Here is a 14,825-nt window from a genome sequence, read left to right as displayed (position 1 = left end):
ATGTTTGGAGTATTACAATGTCTCTAAGTGTTGAAGCTAAAGCTAAAATCGTAGCAGACTTCGGTCGTGGCACTAACGATAGTGGTTCTACTGAAGTTCAGGTTGCTTTGCTGACTGCGCAGATCAACCATCTGCAAGGCCACTTTTCTGAGCACAAAAAAGATCACCACAGCCGTCGTGGTCTGCTGCGTATGGTTTCTCAGCGTCGTAAGCTGCTGGACTACCTGAAGCGTAAAGATGTCGCACGTTACACCAGCCTGATCGAGCGTCTGGGTCTGCGTCGCTAAGTCTTCTGCGTTTCAGTGGGAAGGGGCCTCTTTTGGCCCCTTTCTTCTAGGAAGCGTTAGCAAAACAGAGTAGTGTATTGTTTGTTAATATGATCTTTCATTATAGAGGTTCGCGCGGCTAATGAGAGGCTTTATCTGCATGAGCAAGATAAGGGTTGTCATTAGTCGTGAGGATGTAGTGTAAAGGTCGGGAGTTCACTGGCGCGTTTATCTTGAATACGTGTAGCGCGCCCCAGTTAAGGATATTATTTTGCTGAATCCGATCGTTCGTAAGTTTCAATATGGTCAGCATACCGTCACGTTAGAGACCGGTATGATGGCACGTCAGGCTACCGCCGCAGTCATGGTCAGCATGGATGACACCGCGGTATTCGTGACCGTTGTCGGCGCTAAAAACGCCAAACCTGGCCAAAGTTTTTTCCCGTTGACGGTTAACTATCAGGAGCGTACTTACGCTGCTGGACGTTTCCCTGGTGGTTTTTTCCGCCGTGAGGGTCGTCCAAGCGAAGGTGAAACACTGATTTCCCGTCTGATCGACCGTCCAATTCGTCCTCTGTTCCCAGAAGGTTTCCTGAATGAAGTTCAGGTGATTGCGACCGTGGTTTCCGTCAATCCGCAGGTTAACCCTGACATCGTTGCCATGATTGGTGCCTCTGCGGCGCTGAGCCTGTCTGGTATCCCATTCAGCGGCCCTATTGGTGCTGCGCGCGTTGGCTATCTGAACGACCAATATGTCCTGAACCCAACAACGGATGAGCTGAAAGAAAGCCGTCTGGATCTGGTGGTTGCAGGGACAGAGGGCGCGGTTCTGATGGTGGAATCCGAAGCCGATCTGCTGAGTGAAGATCAGATGCTGGGTGCCGTGGTGTTTGGCCACGATCAACAGCAGGTTGTTATCGAAAACATCAACGCTCTGGTTGCTGAAGCAGGCAAACCGAAGTGGGAATGGCAGGCGCCAGAAGTGAATGTTTCTTTAGAACAGCGCGTACAGGCTCTGTCTGAAGCACGTTTGGGTGACGCTTACCGCATCACTGAAAAACAAGAGCGTTATGCGCAAGTTGACGTCATTAAAGCTGACGTCGAAGCCGCTCTGTTAGCAGAAGATGACACGCTGAATGCCGGTGAAATCCAGGAAATCCTGGGCAACGTCGAGAAAAACGTCGTTCGTAGCCGCGTGTTGGCTGGTGAGCCTCGCATCGATGGCCGTGAAAAAGACATGATCCGTGGTCTGGATGTACGTACTGGCGTATTGCCACGTACTCACGGCTCTGCGCTGTTCACCCGTGGTGAAACGCAGGCGCTGGTAACGGCAACGCTGGGTACTGAGCGTGACGCGCAGACTATTGATGAATTGACCGGTGAACGTACCGATCGCTTCCTGCTGCACTACAACTTCCCTCCGTACTCTGTTGGTGAAACCGGTATGGTGGGGTCGCCTAAGCGTCGTGAAATCGGTCACGGTCGTCTGGCTAAACGCGGCGTGTTGGCTGTTATGCCGAGCGCGAGCGAATTCCCGTACACCGTACGTGTGGTGTCTGAAATCACGGAATCTAACGGTTCTTCTTCCATGGCGTCTGTCTGCGGTGCGTCTCTGGCACTGATGGATGCAGGTGTGCCGATCAAATCAGCCGTTGCGGGTATCGCGATGGGTCTGGTTAAAGAAGGCGATAACTTTGTCGTTCTGTCCGACATCCTGGGTGATGAAGACCACCTCGGCGATATGGACTTTAAAGTGGCGGGTAGCCGTGACGGTATCACCGCGCTGCAAATGGATATCAAGATCGAAGGGATTACCCGTGAGATCATGCAAGTTGCTTTGAATCAGGCCAAAGGTGCGCGTTTGCACATTCTGGGTGTGATGGAACAGGCAATCAGCACGCCGCGTGGCGATATCTCTGAATTCGCACCACGAATTCACACCATCAAGATCAACACCGATAAGATCAAAGATGTCATCGGCAAAGGTGGTTCAGTGATCCGTGCGTTGACGGAAGAGACGGGTACGACCATTGAAATTGGTGATGATGGTACGGTGAAAATCGCTTCAACTGACGGTGAAAAAGCGAAGCACGCGATTCGTCGTATTGAAGAGATTACGGCTGAAATCGAAGTTGGCCGCGTGTATCAGGGTAAAGTGACCCGTATCGTTGACTTTGGTGCTTTCGTTGCTATCGGTGGTGGTAAAGAGGGTCTGGTACATATTTCTCAGATCGCCGATAAGCGTGTAGAGAAAGTGACTGACTACCTGCAAATGGGTCAGGACGTACCGGTCAAGGTTCTGGAAGTTGATCGTCAGGGCCGTGTACGCTTAAGCATCAAAGAAGCTACTGCGCCAACTCAGGAAGCGGCAGCCCCGTCTTCTGAGGAGTAATGACTGTTAGAAAACAGTCTTATGGCACCTTGCCTGATGTATGGCAAGGTGCCGCGTATATCGTGAGGATATGGATGTTCTTACGTTGAGCGGTCCGGGACAGGATGTTCATCCAATGTTTGTCTTCGGGAGTGGGAAATGAAGCCTTTCTTGCGCTGGTGTTATGTTGCAACAGCACTCATGCTGGCAGGATGCAGCAACACTGATTGGCGTAAAGACGCATTATTGGCGATCCCTTTACAGCCTACTTTGCAGCAGGAAGTGATTCTGGCACGCATGGAACAAATCCTTGCAAGCCGGGCATTAACCGATGATGAGCGAGCACAGCTATTATATGAGCGCGGAGTGCTGTATGATAGTCTCGGGTTACGGGCATTGGCGCGGAATGATTTTTCACAAGCGTTGACGATCCGCCCTGATATTCCAGATGTTTTTAACTATTTGGGTATCTATTTAACGCAGGCAGGTAATTTTGATGCTGCCTATGAAGCGTTTGATTCTGTACTAGAGCTTGATCCAACTTACAATTACGCGCGTTTAAACCGTGGCATCGCTTTGTATTATGGCGGTCGCTATCTGTTAGCGCAGGATGATCTGCTGGCGTTTTATCGAGACGATCCGAATGATCCTTTCCGTTCGTTGTGGCTGTATCTTGTGGAGCGAGAAATCAATCCCGAGACGGCCAAAATTGCGTTGAAGAAACGCTATGACGACGCCAAGAAAGGGCCTTGGGGATGGAATATTGTCGAATTCTACCTGGGCAGTATTAGTGAAAAAACACTGATGCAGCGTTTACAGGAAGAAGCTACGGATAACACTTCGCTCGCTGAGCATCTCAGTGAAACTGACTTCTATTTAGGTAAGCACTACCTAAGTCTGGGGGACAAGAACACCGCCTTGGCGCTGTTCAAGCTGACGGTTGCCAACAACGTCCATAACTTTGTTGAGCACCGCTATGCATTGTTGGAATTGGCGCTATTAGGCCAAGAGCAAGACGACCTATCAGGATCGGACCAGCAATAGCTGACGAACATCTAATCAGCCTAAAAAACTTCGGTTATCACCTTCGCGGGTGAGGGCTTTTTTGTTCGCTTTTTAATCCAATTTGAGCCGGTTCACACTTTTCAATGAAAATGACTGAAAATTTTCACGACGAGTTATGTAGACTGGCCGCCATGTTTAATGAGGCTTGTGTACATGACTGATTTAGTAACTTCTTTTGCCGATTTGGGGCTGAACACCTCTATCCTTAACGCCCTGACTGATTTGGGCTATGAAAAACCGTCTCCGATTCAGGCTGCATGTATTCCTCACCTGCTGAACGGTCGCGATGTGCTGGGTATGGCACAGACCGGTAGCGGTAAAACAGCAGCGTTCTCTCTGCCATTACTGAACAATCTGAAACCTGAACTTAAAGCACCACAGATCCTGGTGCTGGCACCGACTCGCGAATTGGCGGTGCAGGTAGCAGAGGCCTGCAATGATTTCTCTAAACATATGCACGGCGTGAATGTCGTCGCACTCTACGGCGGCCAGCGTTATGACGTGCAACTGCGCGCGCTGCGTCAGGGCGCACAGATTGTCGTCGGTACGCCGGGCCGTCTGCTGGATCACCTGAAACGCGGTACGTTGGATCTGTCCAACCTGAGCGGTCTGGTACTGGATGAAGCGGATGAAATGCTGCGTATGGGCTTCATCGAAGATGTTGAAAACATCATGGCTCAGATCCCTGCTGAACATCAGACTGCGCTGTTCTCTGCGACCATGCCTGAAGCGATCCGCCGCATTACGCGTCGTTTCATGAAAGATCCGCAAGAAGTTCGTATTCAATCCAGCATTACTACGCGTCCAGACATCAGCCAGAGCTACTGGACGGTGCAGGGTATGCGTAAAAATGAAGCGCTGGTACGCTTCCTCGAAGCAGAAGATTTTGATGCGGCGATTATTTTCGTCCGTACCAAGAATGCGACATTGGAAGTGGCCGAAGCGCTGGAGCGTAGCGGTTACAATAGCGCCGCGCTGAACGGTGACATGAACCAGGCGCTGCGTGAGCAAACGCTGGAACGCCTGAAAGATGGTCGTCTTGATATCCTGATCGCGACTGACGTAGCTGCGCGTGGTCTGGACGTTGAGCGTATCAGTCTGGTCGTCAACTACGATATCCCAATGGATGCCGAGTCTTACGTTCACCGTATTGGCCGTACTGGCCGTGCCGGTCGTGCGGGTCGCGCACTGCTGTTTGTCGAAAACCGTGAACGCCGCCTGCTGCGCAACGTTGAGCGCACCATGAAGCTGACTATTCCTGAAGTGGAATTGCCAAACGCGGAATTGCTGGGACAACGTCGTCTGGCTAAATTTGCCGCTAAAGTACAGCAACAGTTGGAAAGCAGCGATCTGGACATGTACCGTGCGCTGCTGACAAAACTGCAACCGCAGGAAGAGCTGGATGTCGAAACGCTGGCTGCTGCATTGCTGAAAATGGCGCAGGGCGAACGTCCTCTGATTCTGCCGCCCGATCCGGTATTCCGTCCACGTCGTGAATTCCGCGAGCGTGATGATGCTCGTGGCGATCGTCGTCGCGATCCTCGTGATTCCCGCGACAGCCGTGATGGTGACCGTCCACAGCGTCGTGAACGTCGTGATGCTGGCGAGATGGAACTGTATCGTATCGAAGTGGGCCGTGATGACGGCGTTGAAGTTCGCCACATTGTTGGTGCGATCGCCAACGAAGGTGATATCAGCAGCCGCTACATCGGTAACATCAAGCTGTTCGCGTCTCACTCGACGATTGAGCTGCCGAAAGGGATGCCGGGCGACCTGTTATCGCACTTTACCCGCACGCGTATTCTGAACAAGCCGATGAACATGCAATTGATGGGTGATGCTCAGCCGCATGAACGTCGTGGCAGTGGTCGTCCTGGTGGCGAACGTCGTGATGGCGCAGCGCCACGTCGCTCTTTCGGTGGCGAACGTCGTGAAGGTAACGGTGGCGGCGAGCGTCGCGAGCGTTCTTTCAACCGTGATAACCGTGACGGTGCTTCACGCGCTCCACGTCGTCGTCCTGCTGACGCGTAAACGACAGTCTGTTTAGAAACCGCTTGTTTTAATACCGGCGGTTTCCACGAGATGTACTGCAATACAAAACGACCCGATTCTGGGTCGTTTTTTTTGGCTAAAGCGTGTGCCGTACATCCATCGCAATCTCAAACGATTGCAGGCGTGCCTGATGGTCGAAGATTTGACCATTGATCATCACTTCATCCGCCTGTGTTTCACGTAACAGGCTCTGCAATCCATGGCGAACCTTGGCGCGATCGCCGACAATCGCCAGCCGTAATGCCTGATCCACGCCAAACTGTTCGGCAGGCGAGCCAACCGTATCGATGTGTTCTACCGGTGCGGGCAACGGACCTGGCGTGCCACGGCGCAGGTTAATGAACTGTTGCTGTATCGAGGTGAAAAGGAAGCGTGCATCCCGATCGCTCTCTGCCGCAACCACATTGACGCACACCATCGCATAAGGATGGGCGAGAGTGGCGGAAGGGACAAAGTTCTCACGATAGAGACGGAATGCCTCCAGCAACATATCGGGGGCGAAATGGGCGGCGAAGGCAAAAGGTAAACCTAGTCTCGCGGCCAGTTGCGCGCTATACAGGCTCGATCCCAATAGCCAAATCGGAACCTGTAAGCCTTGTCCGGGGACGGCTTGCACCGCCTGACCCGGCTGTGCGTCAGCGAAATAGCGTTGCAGCTCCTGCACATCGCGTGGGAAATCCTCAATATCGGCGTTGAGGTGGCGGCGCAGCGCCATCATGGTGCGCTGGTCGGTGCCGGGCGCGCGGCCTAATCCCAAATCGATACGGCCGGGATACAGCGATTCCAGCGTACCGAACTGCTCGGCGATGACGAGCGGTGAGTGGTTTGGCAGCATTACGCCACCGGAACCGAGACGAATGCGTTCTGTACCCGAGGCAAGATAGCCGAGCAGCACTGATGTTGCCGCGCTGGCGATCCCCGTCATGCTGTGGTGTTCTGCCAGCCAATAGCGATGATAGCCCCATTTTTCTGCATGTTGTGCCAGATCCAGCGAACGATGGAAAGCGTCACGCGCTGTCGCACCTTGTGGGATAGGCGCAAGATCGAGGACGGAAAATACAGCGGGTTGAGAAGATGTGGACATAATAGGCTCACTTTATTGTTCACTGACTCCACTGGGTTGGTGGATGCTAACGCTGTCAGCCAATGATGAAAGTCAGAATAGTATGCGGGAATGTCGCAGCGCTATGTAATTCAAAAGGTGCGTTTGAAAGAAAAGGGCGGCTGACCGCCCTGAGGTGAAACGGGTTACGGAACAAGCTCAAGGCCAGCAACGCGACGCCAGTAACCGTTGCAATCCGCCTGATTTTCCAGCGTTAATGGCGCATTGCCTTGTTCATTGGCGCGGAAGTGATCCAGCATCGCCAGCGTGCTGATATCGTTCGGAGACAGCCGGACAATATCGACCAGATCCTGCATCGATGTCAGTTCGTTGCCAAGGTTGTAACAATAGCCGCTTTGCGTCTGGATACCATTGAGGACAAAGACCTGCTGATTTTCCTGCGATAGCATTTTTCTCCCTTGCGGATAATTCAGGCAGCAGGTTTCACATTCATCTTTTGGCCGATCTTCTGAACGGGCGGTGAAGCAGCGGGCGGAATAGGCGAGTGGCAAATGACCATAGCTGAGCACTTCCACTTCAAAATGATGGCGAAAGCCAAGCTCGTCACACTGATTCAACAGGTTTTGCAGCCAGTCACGAGAAAGCTCGACTGGCATACACCAGCGCACCATGCCTTGTTTGTGCAACACGCGCAGAGTGTAGGCGTTGTAGCAATTGAGCGCGTGCCCGGCGACAAAAGGCAACCCGCGTTCGGCCGCGATATTGACGGCACCCAGATCGTTGGCTTCCAGTAAAAACTCGCCGTTTTCTACATAGCGTTTTAGCTCTGTCAGTTCCGACGGGGCTTGTAAAAGTGCCAACGTCGAGATCACCACCTGTTTGCCGCTGCTGGCGATCTCGCGGGCTACGTTGAACCAGTCTGCTACCTTCATCAGGCGGCGTTTGCTGCACACGGTTTCGCCGAGATAAACGATATCCGCGCTGCTGTTCATGGCGGCCTGATAAAACGCCTCGACATCTTGTTTCGGCCAATAGTAGAGGATGTTCCCTAATGCGTATTTCATGTGTTCTCCCGCTACTGCCATTTACGGTGATAAGCGCCAAGCGTGGTCTGGGTGCCTTCTGCCACCGCGCCTAACGCATCCATCCATGCCTGTGTGGGCACGAATGTTTCAGGGCTAGCCTGGCAGCGATCAATAGCCTGTCGCCATACCTGTGTGATCTGGCTGACGTAGGCCGGACTGCGTTGGCGCCCCTCTATCTTCACGGAAGCAATATTGGCAGCCATCAATTCAGGCAGAAGCTCCAGCGTATTCAGGCTGGTAGGCTCTTCCAGCGCGTGGTAGCGCTGCCCATCGACTACATAGCGGCCTTTACACAGTGTGGGATAACCGGCGTTTTCATCGTCCTGATAGCGGTCAATCAGAATATTGTTCAGGCGCGATTCCATGCCGTTTTCCGTCTGCTGCCAGCGTACAAACCGCGCTGGCGAACAGGCACCTACGGTATTCGGTGACTCACCGGTCAAATAAGAAGAGAGATAACAACGGCCTTCCGCCATGATGCACAGGCTACCGAAGGCGAACACTTCAAGTGGCACCGGGCTGGTGCGGGCGATTTGTTTCACCTGATGGATGGACAGCACGCGCGGCAGCACGATGCGTGAGACATCAAAATGACGATGATAGAAACGGATTGCCTCCGTGTTTGTCGCCGAAGCCTGCACCGAAACGTGACGTTCAATGTGAGGATAGCGCTCGGCGGCATATTCCAGCATCGCGACATCGGCGAGGATCAGTACATCGGCCCCGATCTGTGCGGCCATGTCCACGGCGCGCTGCCAGCGCTCATAGCCATCCGGGTGAGCAAACGTATTGATGGCGATATGCAGCTTACGCCGGTGGCGGTGCACGTATTCGCGCGCTTCCTGTAGTTTCTTATCGGTAAAATTCAGCCCGGCAAAATGACGCGCGTTGGTGTCATCCTTTAGGCCGATATAGACCGCATCTGCGCCATTATCGATGGCAGCTTTCAGTGCCGGTAGGTTACCGGCGGGGCAAAGCAGTTCCATTTTTTATCAATCGATGCATGTTGTTAACAATAGGGCATCTTAATGACCCCATCAGAGAAGGACTTTGATTTAAGGCAGTTAAAGGTGCTAATCGTCGCGCAAGGACAAAATCTATTGGGCATAATCGGATAACCGACTAAATTATTGACATAGACCTCTGCCGCTCGCGGTGGATGTGGCAAAATGCTTGCAGATTATCTGAACAGTCAGACCGCTTTAAGAGGAGTACGCCAGTGTTGGAAAAACTACGCGCGCAGATTGTGCGTCAGGGGCCGAGCTTATTAGGTAAGCCACTCAAGTTCACTCCCTTCGCGCTACAGCGTCAGGTTTTGGAACAGATGTTGAGCTGGCAATTCCGTCAGGCGCTGGAAGAGGGCGATCTGGCGTTTCTCGACAGCCGCTGGCTGAAGATTGAAGTGCGCGACGTTGGCTTGCAGTGGTTTATGACCTTGCGCGATGGCCGATTGGTCGTAAGTCACGACGAGACGCCGGATGTCAGCTTCAGTGCAGACGCGAACGATCTGATTTTGATCGCGGCGCGTAAAGAAGATCCCGATTCGCTCTTTTTCCAGCGCCGTCTGCGCATCGAGGGTGACACCGAATTAGGTTTGTATGTGAAGAACCTGATGGATGCTATTGAGCTGGAAGCCATGCCTGCGCCGTTGCGTATTGGCCTGCTGCAACTGGCCAATTTCGTGGCAGCCGGTTTACAGGAGGGCGTAGTGCAAACGACGAATCACGCGCCAGTATCATGCTAGTTCGGGTTGAAATTCCCGTCGATGCCGCAGGGATCGACAGTTTATTACGCCGCGCTTTTCCAACGGGCGCGGAAGCGGATCTGGTTCATCAACTGCGTGAAGATGGCTTATTGACGCTCGGCGTCGTAGCCACCGACGACGAAGGCGGTGTGGTGGGTTACGCCGCCTTTAGCCCGGTGCTGATCGACGGAGAAGATCGGCAGTGGGTGGCGCTTGCGCCGTTAGCGGTAGACGAAAGCCTACGCCGACAAGGCGTGGGGGAGAAACTGGTCTACGAGGGGTTGGATGCGCTGAATGAATTTAGCTATACCGCCGTCGTCGTGCTGGGCGAGCCAACGTACTACTCCCGTTTTGGTTTTGTTCCGGCGACCACGCACCAGTTGCACTGCCGCTGGCCGAACAGTGAGTCGGCGTTTCAGGTTTACCCACTGGCGGATAACCATGTGGTCGGTGAAGGGGATGCTGAGAGCGAGAGCAGTTTTAAAAGCACGAGTGGGTTAGTGGAATACGCCGAACCCTTTAACCGCTTTCTCTAGTGTGATTCGTTAGCCAATAGCGTATCAATACAAAGCGTCTGGGGCTGGTCTTGTACCAGCCTTTCTTTTTGGTTTTTACTCAACTGCTTAATGCGATACTCCAGCTTGAGCGCGCTGGAGCGATCCCCCACCAGACAGTAAAACACCAGCGTCAATTCCCCTTTTCCCCGCAATGCTTTTGCCCCTTTCCCGGTTTGATGCTGATTCATACGGCGGCTGACATCGGTGGTGATACCGGTATAAAGCCTACCAGCGGCGGTACGCAGGATGTACAAATACCAGGAAGAGTTGTGCTTATTCATGATGTTATCTGTGTTTTCTCTGCATCTCACCCGCGGCTAGTGTAGGTGGCTTCATCGGTCAGGTGAAGCATAAGGCGAACGTTTTTGAAAAATACGCTGAACATAAACAGCCTTTTCCCTAAATGGCTCGCTTTACGCGAGTATCTGTGATTTGAATCACATATAATTATCATTTATTGCATTCTTATTACATCAAGTGTGAATAAGTGCACGAAATATCGATGAGTGGCGTGTTCAAATGTACTTTCAGCGGGAGGGGTTGCTGAGTGTTATCAGAACTCATCAGGAGTACAAACCTTGTTTCTGATTAAGGAAATTATTCGTAAGAAGCGTGATGGCAAAGCCCTGAGTGAAGAGGAGATCCGCTTCTTCATCAACGGTATTCGTGACAATACCGTCTCCGAAGGGCAGATCGCGGCACTGGCGATGACCATCTATTTTCACGACATGTCGATGGATGAACGCGTGGCGCTGACTCTGGCTATGCGGGATTCTGGCACGGTGCTGGACTGGAGAAATCTGAACCTGAACGGCCCGTTGGTGGACAAACACTCTACCGGCGGCGTAGGGGATGTTACGTCGCTGATGCTGGGGCCGATGGTTGCCGCCTGTGGGGGCTACGTTCCGATGATTTCCGGGCGTGGGCTGGGGCATACCGGTGGTACGCTGGATAAGCTCGAAGCCATTCCGGGGCTGGATATTTTCCCGAACGATGACGCTTTTCGTCGCATCATCCAGCAGGTTGGCGTCGCGATTATCGGGCAGACCTCCTCGCTGGCTCCGGCGGATAAGCGCTTTTACGCCACGCGTGACATTACCGCGACGGTCGATTCGATCCCGTTGATCACTGCGTCGATTCTGGCGAAGAAACTGGCTGAAGGGCTGGACGCGCTGGTGATGGATGTGAAAGTCGGTTCCGGGGCGTTTATGCCGACCTATGACCTGTCCGAGCAACTGGCGCAGGCGATTGTCGGCGTAGCGAATAATGCCGGATGTCGCACCAGCGCATTGTTGACCGACATGAATCAGGTGCTGGCCTCCAGTGCGGGGAATGCGCTGGAAGTGCGTGAAGCCGTGCGCTTCCTGACGGGAGAGATCCGCAATTCGCGCCTGTATGATGTTACTATGGCACTCTGTGGTGAGATGCTGCTTGCGGGCGGGTTGGCAAGCTCGGCGAACGACGCGCATTCACGTTTGCAGGCCGTATTGGATAACGGCAAAGCGGCTGAAATCTTTGGTCGGATGGTTGCCGCACAGCGTGGCCCGAGTGATTTTGTCGAGCACTACGATCGCTATCTGCCAGTGGCGCTGTTAAGTAAGCCGGTGTTTGCGGCGCGTGAGGGTATCGTCACCGCAATGGACACCCGCGCGCTGGGTATGGCGGTCGTATCGCTGGGCGGTGGACGCCGTCAGGCTACGGATGCGATCGATTATAGCGTCGGGCTGGATAGCATGATTAGCCTGGGTGAACGCGTTGACGCACAGCGCCCGCTGGCGGTGATCCACGCCAATACGGAAGCACAGTGGCAGCAGGCGGCAAATGACGTGCGTGCCGCGATCCAACTGGGCGACACGGCGCCAGAAAAAAAACCAATGGTCTATCGTCGGGTGAGCGCAGATGCGTGATCGTGCAGGGCTGGTTATCGGTAGTTTTGAATTGATTTTCCCTTGCCTATAGGCAGGGCGTTAGCGCAGAGCTGCGCAGGAGAAAAAGAATGAAACGTGCATATATCATGGTTCTCGATTCGTTTGGCATCGGCAGCAGTGCCGACGCTGAACGTTTTGGCGATGTGGGATCGGATACGCTGGGGCATATCGCTCAGGCGTGTGCGGCGGGAACAGCAAATAAAGGGCGCAGCGGTGCGTTGCAGTTGCCGAACCTGAGCCGTCTGGGCTTGGGTAAAGCGGCGGAGGCTTCAACGGGAACGTTTCCGGCAGGGCTGGATGAAAATGCCGATATCATCGGGGCTTACGCGTATGCCAGTGAAATCTCCTCGGGCAAAGATACGCCGTCAGGCCACTGGGAAATCGCTGGTGTACCTGTCCTGTTCGACTGGGGTTATTTTAACGATGAAGAAAACAGTTTCCCGCAGGAACTGCTGGATAAACTGGTGAAACGCGCCAATCTGCCGGGCTATCTGGGCAACTGCCACTCTTCCGGTACGGTGATTCTGGATCAATTGGGTGAAGAGCATATGAAAACCGGCAAGCCGATTTTCTATACCTCGGCGGATTCCGTGTTCCAGATTGCCTGCCATGAAGAGACATTTGGTCTGGATAAACTGTATGAGCTGTGCGAGATCGCCCGCGAAGAGCTGACCGACGGTGGCTACAACATTGGGCGCGTGATTGCCCGTCCGTTTATCGGTGACAAACCCGGCAGTTTCGAACGTACCGGCAACCGTCACGATCTGGCCGTTGAACCACCTGCGCCGACCATCCTGAAAAAGATGGTGGAGGAAAAAGGAGGCGAGGTGGTGTCCGTTGGTAAAATTGCGGATATCTACGCGCAGGTTGGCATCACGAAGAAAGTGAAGGCCACGGGTATCGATGCGCTGTTTGACGCCACACTGAAAGAGATGGATGCTGCGGGCGACAACACTATCGTGTTTACCAACTTTGTTGATTTCGATTCCGCCTATGGCCACCGCCGCGATATTCCGGGCTATGCTGCCGCGCTGGAACTGTTTGATCGCCGTCTGCCCGAAATGCTGTCCCGCGTGAAAGGTGACGACATCCTGATCCTGACGGCCGACCACGGCTGTGACCCAAGCTGGCACGGCACCGATCATACCCGCGAGAACGTCCCGGTATTGATCTATGGCCCGAACGTGAAGCCAGGTTCATACGGCCATCGTGAAACGTTCGCCGATATCGGGCAGACGGTTGCCGCCTACTTTGGTTTGTCGCCTATGGACTACGGCAAATCGATACTGTAAAACACACCGTTTTTACGTGAACGTGATTAATTAAGGAATAAACGCATGGCTACGCCACATATTAATGCAGAAATGGGTGATTTCGCGGACGTAGTACTGATGCCGGGCGACCCGCTGCGCGCTAAGTACATTGCAGAAACCTTTCTGGAAAATGCCCGCGAAGTGAACAACGTGCGTGGCATGTTAGGGTTCACCGGAACCTACAAGGGCCGTAACATTTCAGTGATGGGCCACGGTATGGGGATCCCATCCTGCTCGATCTATGCAAAAGAACTGATCACCGAATTCGGCGTGAAGAAGATCATCCGTGTGGGTTCCTGCGGTGCGGTACGTGAAGATGTGCAACTGCGCGACGTGGTGATCGGTATGGGCGCTTGTACGGATTCCAAAGTGAACCGCATGCGCTTTAAAGATCACGACTACGCCGCGATTGCCGATTTTGACATGGTGCGCAATGCTGTCGATGCCGCCAAAGCACGCGATGTTTCCGTGCGTGTCGGTAACATCTTCTCTGCCGACCTCTTCTACACGCCAGATCCACAGATGTTCGACGTGATGGAAAAATACGGCATTCTGGGTGTGGAAATGGAAGCGGCGGGTATCTACGGCGTCGCGGCAGAGTTCGGTGCCAAAGCGCTGGCGATCTGTACTGTTTCTGACCACATTCGTACTGGCGCACAAACCACGTCAGAAGAGCGTCAAAACACCTTCAATGAGATGATCGAAATCGCACTGGAATCCGTTCTGCTGGGCGATAACGAGTAACATCACACCAGCCCGGACATCCATTCCGGGCTGCATTTCCTGTCGTTTCCTCTAAACCGTTCCTTTTACTCCTTCAGTAAGACACTTGCCGTATTGTGTGTTGGCTATGTTGCTCGGTCTGTCCTAAGGGGTGACGCTTTAAATAGTGAGTAAGTACTCGCATTCACATGGCTTTAGTGTGGTTTATTTATCACCTAAAATCGACCGATTTCTATCAATGCGTGGAATATTGATAGAATAAACTTTGCTTAAATTCATCCCTAACTCAAACTTTCAGAATAAATGCGCATTCTGCGCAACTTCTTGCTCACTTTCTGGCATAAATCACTGTTTGCGCAATGGATGCCGTTTTTTCGCGAGGTCTGCGCAACTTCTTGCTCAAATTTGACTTAGGGAAAATTTGAGTAAAGTAATTGTTCATTAAAAACAATAACATAAAAATTGGCATGCGGATTGCTATACAGAACGTGAAGTTATTCAATCCGTTTAACAACACAGTCCGTTCAACAACAAGGAGCAAGACTATGCCAACTCCATGCTATATCAGCATCGAAGGGAAAACGCAGGGCAACATTACCGCCGGTGCTTTCACCTCTGACTCTGTCGGTAACATCTACGTGGAAGGCCATGAAGATGA

General features: G+C 52.9%; 14 protein-coding genes and 1 pseudogene. 11 read left to right on the top strand and 4 right to left on the bottom strand.

Annotated features, from left to right (window positions below):
* Positions 1 to 17: 17 nt before the first annotated feature.
* From rpsO to OI69_RS02045, 5 genes are all read left to right on the top strand, one after another.
* Positions 18 to 287: a 30S ribosomal protein S15 gene (gene rpsO / locus OI69_RS02060; protein ID WP_010279698.1), complete on the top strand. Its 270-nt coding sequence runs from the start codon at positions 18 to 20 to the stop codon at positions 285 to 287.
* Between the two features lie 250 nt (positions 288 to 537).
* A complete protein-coding gene (gene pnp / locus OI69_RS02055; RefSeq protein WP_039345463.1) occupies positions 538 to 2,658 on the top strand; it encodes a polyribonucleotide nucleotidyltransferase in 2,121 nt (706 codons plus the stop codon).
* 138 nt (positions 2,659 to 2,796) lie between these two features.
* Complete coding sequence (gene nlpI / locus OI69_RS02050; RefSeq protein ID WP_039345461.1) at positions 2,797 to 3,681, top strand: lipoprotein NlpI; 885 nt, start codon at positions 2,797 to 2,799, stop codon at positions 3,679 to 3,681.
* A 104-nt stretch (positions 3,682 to 3,785) separates the two neighbouring features.
* On the top strand, positions 3,786 to 3,863 hold the full coding sequence (gene yrbN / locus OI69_RS20385) for a protein YrbN (RefSeq protein ID WP_154715509.1): 78 nt from the start codon (positions 3,786 to 3,788) through the stop codon (positions 3,861 to 3,863).
* The gene (locus OI69_RS02045; RefSeq protein ID WP_039345458.1) at positions 3,856 to 5,733 is read left to right on the top strand and encodes a DEAD/DEAH family ATP-dependent RNA helicase; all 1,878 of its coding nucleotides are present in this window, start codon (positions 3,856 to 3,858) and stop codon (positions 5,731 to 5,733) included. The genes yrbN and OI69_RS02045 overlap by 8 nt, the downstream gene beginning before the upstream one ends.
* A 97-nt stretch (positions 5,734 to 5,830) precedes the next feature.
* Here OI69_RS02045 and OI69_RS02040 read toward each other — a convergent pair whose 3' ends face one another.
* From OI69_RS02040 to ubiU, 3 genes are all read right to left on the bottom strand, one after another.
* Positions 5,831 to 6,838 (bottom strand): luciferase-like monooxygenase, encoded by a 1,008-nt coding sequence (locus tag OI69_RS02040; protein WP_039345456.1) that lies wholly within the window; start codon positions 6,836 to 6,838, stop codon positions 5,831 to 5,833.
* 164 nt (positions 6,839 to 7,002) lie between these two features.
* Complete coding sequence (locus tag OI69_RS02035) at positions 7,003 to 7,881, bottom strand: U32 family peptidase (protein ID WP_039345453.1); 879 nt, start codon at positions 7,879 to 7,881, stop codon at positions 7,003 to 7,005.
* A gap of 11 nt (positions 7,882 to 7,892) precedes the next feature.
* The gene (gene ubiU / locus OI69_RS02030) at positions 7,893 to 8,888 is read right to left on the bottom strand and encodes a ubiquinone anaerobic biosynthesis protein UbiU (RefSeq protein WP_039345450.1); all 996 of its coding nucleotides are present in this window, start codon (positions 8,886 to 8,888) and stop codon (positions 7,893 to 7,895) included.
* A gap of 233 nt (positions 8,889 to 9,121) precedes the next feature.
* On the opposite strand from ubiU, the gene ubiT reads away from it, so the two are divergent.
* Positions 9,122 to 9,646: a ubiquinone anaerobic biosynthesis accessory factor UbiT gene (gene ubiT, locus OI69_RS02025; RefSeq protein WP_039345447.1), complete on the top strand. Its 525-nt coding sequence runs from the start codon at positions 9,122 to 9,124 to the stop codon at positions 9,644 to 9,646.
* On the top strand, positions 9,640 to 10,182 hold the full coding sequence (locus tag OI69_RS02020; RefSeq protein WP_039345444.1) for a GNAT family N-acetyltransferase: 543 nt from the start codon (positions 9,640 to 9,642) through the stop codon (positions 10,180 to 10,182). Before ubiT ends, OI69_RS02020 begins: the two co-directional genes overlap by 7 nt.
* Here the strand turns inward: OI69_RS02020 and OI69_RS02015 are convergent.
* Positions 10,179 to 10,484, bottom strand: a complete 306-nt coding sequence (locus tag OI69_RS02015) for a GIY-YIG nuclease family protein (protein ID WP_039345442.1) — start codon at positions 10,482 to 10,484, stop codon at positions 10,179 to 10,181. The genes OI69_RS02020 and OI69_RS02015 overlap by 4 nt on opposite strands.
* A gap of 297 nt (positions 10,485 to 10,781) precedes the next feature.
* Between OI69_RS02015 and deoA the strand changes: the two genes are divergently transcribed.
* The 4 genes and pseudogenes from deoA to OI69_RS19620 form a co-directional block, all read left to right on the top strand.
* Positions 10,782 to 12,110, top strand: coding sequence for a thymidine phosphorylase (deoA, locus tag OI69_RS02010; protein ID WP_039345439.1), 1,329 nt, complete (start codon positions 10,782 to 10,784; stop codon positions 12,108 to 12,110).
* A gap of 89 nt (positions 12,111 to 12,199) precedes the next feature.
* Entirely contained in the window at positions 12,200 to 13,423 is a 1,224-nt protein-coding gene (deoB, locus tag OI69_RS02005) for a phosphopentomutase (RefSeq protein WP_039345435.1), read from the top strand.
* A 45-nt stretch (positions 13,424 to 13,468) separates the two neighbouring features.
* Positions 13,469 to 14,188 carry a purine-nucleoside phosphorylase gene (deoD, locus tag OI69_RS02000; RefSeq protein WP_039345432.1) on the top strand — a complete coding sequence of 240 codons (720 nt, stop codon included), beginning with the start codon at positions 13,469 to 13,471 and terminating at the stop codon, positions 14,186 to 14,188.
* 524 nt (positions 14,189 to 14,712) lie between these two features.
* Positions 14,713 to 14,825: pseudogene (locus tag OI69_RS19620) on the top strand (type VI secretion system tube protein Hcp); the annotation flags it as partial.

Origin of the sequence: Pectobacterium fontis, assembly GCF_000803215.1 — a bacterium.
GTDB lineage: Bacteria > Pseudomonadota > Gammaproteobacteria > Enterobacterales > Enterobacteriaceae > Pectobacterium > Pectobacterium fontis.
Note: the sequence above shows the minus strand (reverse complement) of the source record. Positions and strands in the feature narration are given on the sequence as shown.

Excerpts from the sequence above, each read along its gene's own strand:
- OI69_RS02040 (WP_039345456.1), bottom strand. The coding sequence starts at position 6,838 with ATGTCCACATCTTCTCAACCCGCTGTATTTTCCGTCCTCGATCTTGCG.
- deoD (WP_039345432.1), top strand. The coding sequence starts at position 13,469 with ATGGCTACGCCACATATTAATGCAGAAATGGGTGATTTCGCGGACGTA.
- OI69_RS02035 (WP_039345453.1), bottom strand. The coding sequence starts at position 7,881 with ATGAAATACGCATTAGGGAACATCCTCTACTATTGGCCGAAACAAGAT.
- OI69_RS02015 (WP_039345442.1), bottom strand. The coding sequence starts at position 10,484 with ATGAATAAGCACAACTCTTCCTGGTATTTGTACATCCTGCGTACCGCC.
- OI69_RS02020 (WP_039345444.1), top strand. The coding sequence starts at position 9,640 with ATGCTAGTTCGGGTTGAAATTCCCGTCGATGCCGCAGGGATCGACAGT.
- rpsO (WP_010279698.1), top strand. The coding sequence starts at position 18 with ATGTCTCTAAGTGTTGAAGCTAAAGCTAAAATCGTAGCAGACTTCGGT.
- deoB (WP_039345435.1), top strand. The coding sequence starts at position 12,200 with ATGAAACGTGCATATATCATGGTTCTCGATTCGTTTGGCATCGGCAGC.
- yrbN (WP_154715509.1), top strand. The coding sequence starts at position 3,786 with ATGAAAATGACTGAAAATTTTCACGACGAGTTATGTAGACTGGCCGCC.
- nlpI (WP_039345461.1), top strand. The coding sequence starts at position 2,797 with ATGAAGCCTTTCTTGCGCTGGTGTTATGTTGCAACAGCACTCATGCTG.
- OI69_RS02045 (WP_039345458.1), top strand. The coding sequence starts at position 3,856 with ATGACTGATTTAGTAACTTCTTTTGCCGATTTGGGGCTGAACACCTCT.
- ubiU (WP_039345450.1), bottom strand. The coding sequence starts at position 8,888 with ATGGAACTGCTTTGCCCCGCCGGTAACCTACCGGCACTGAAAGCTGCC.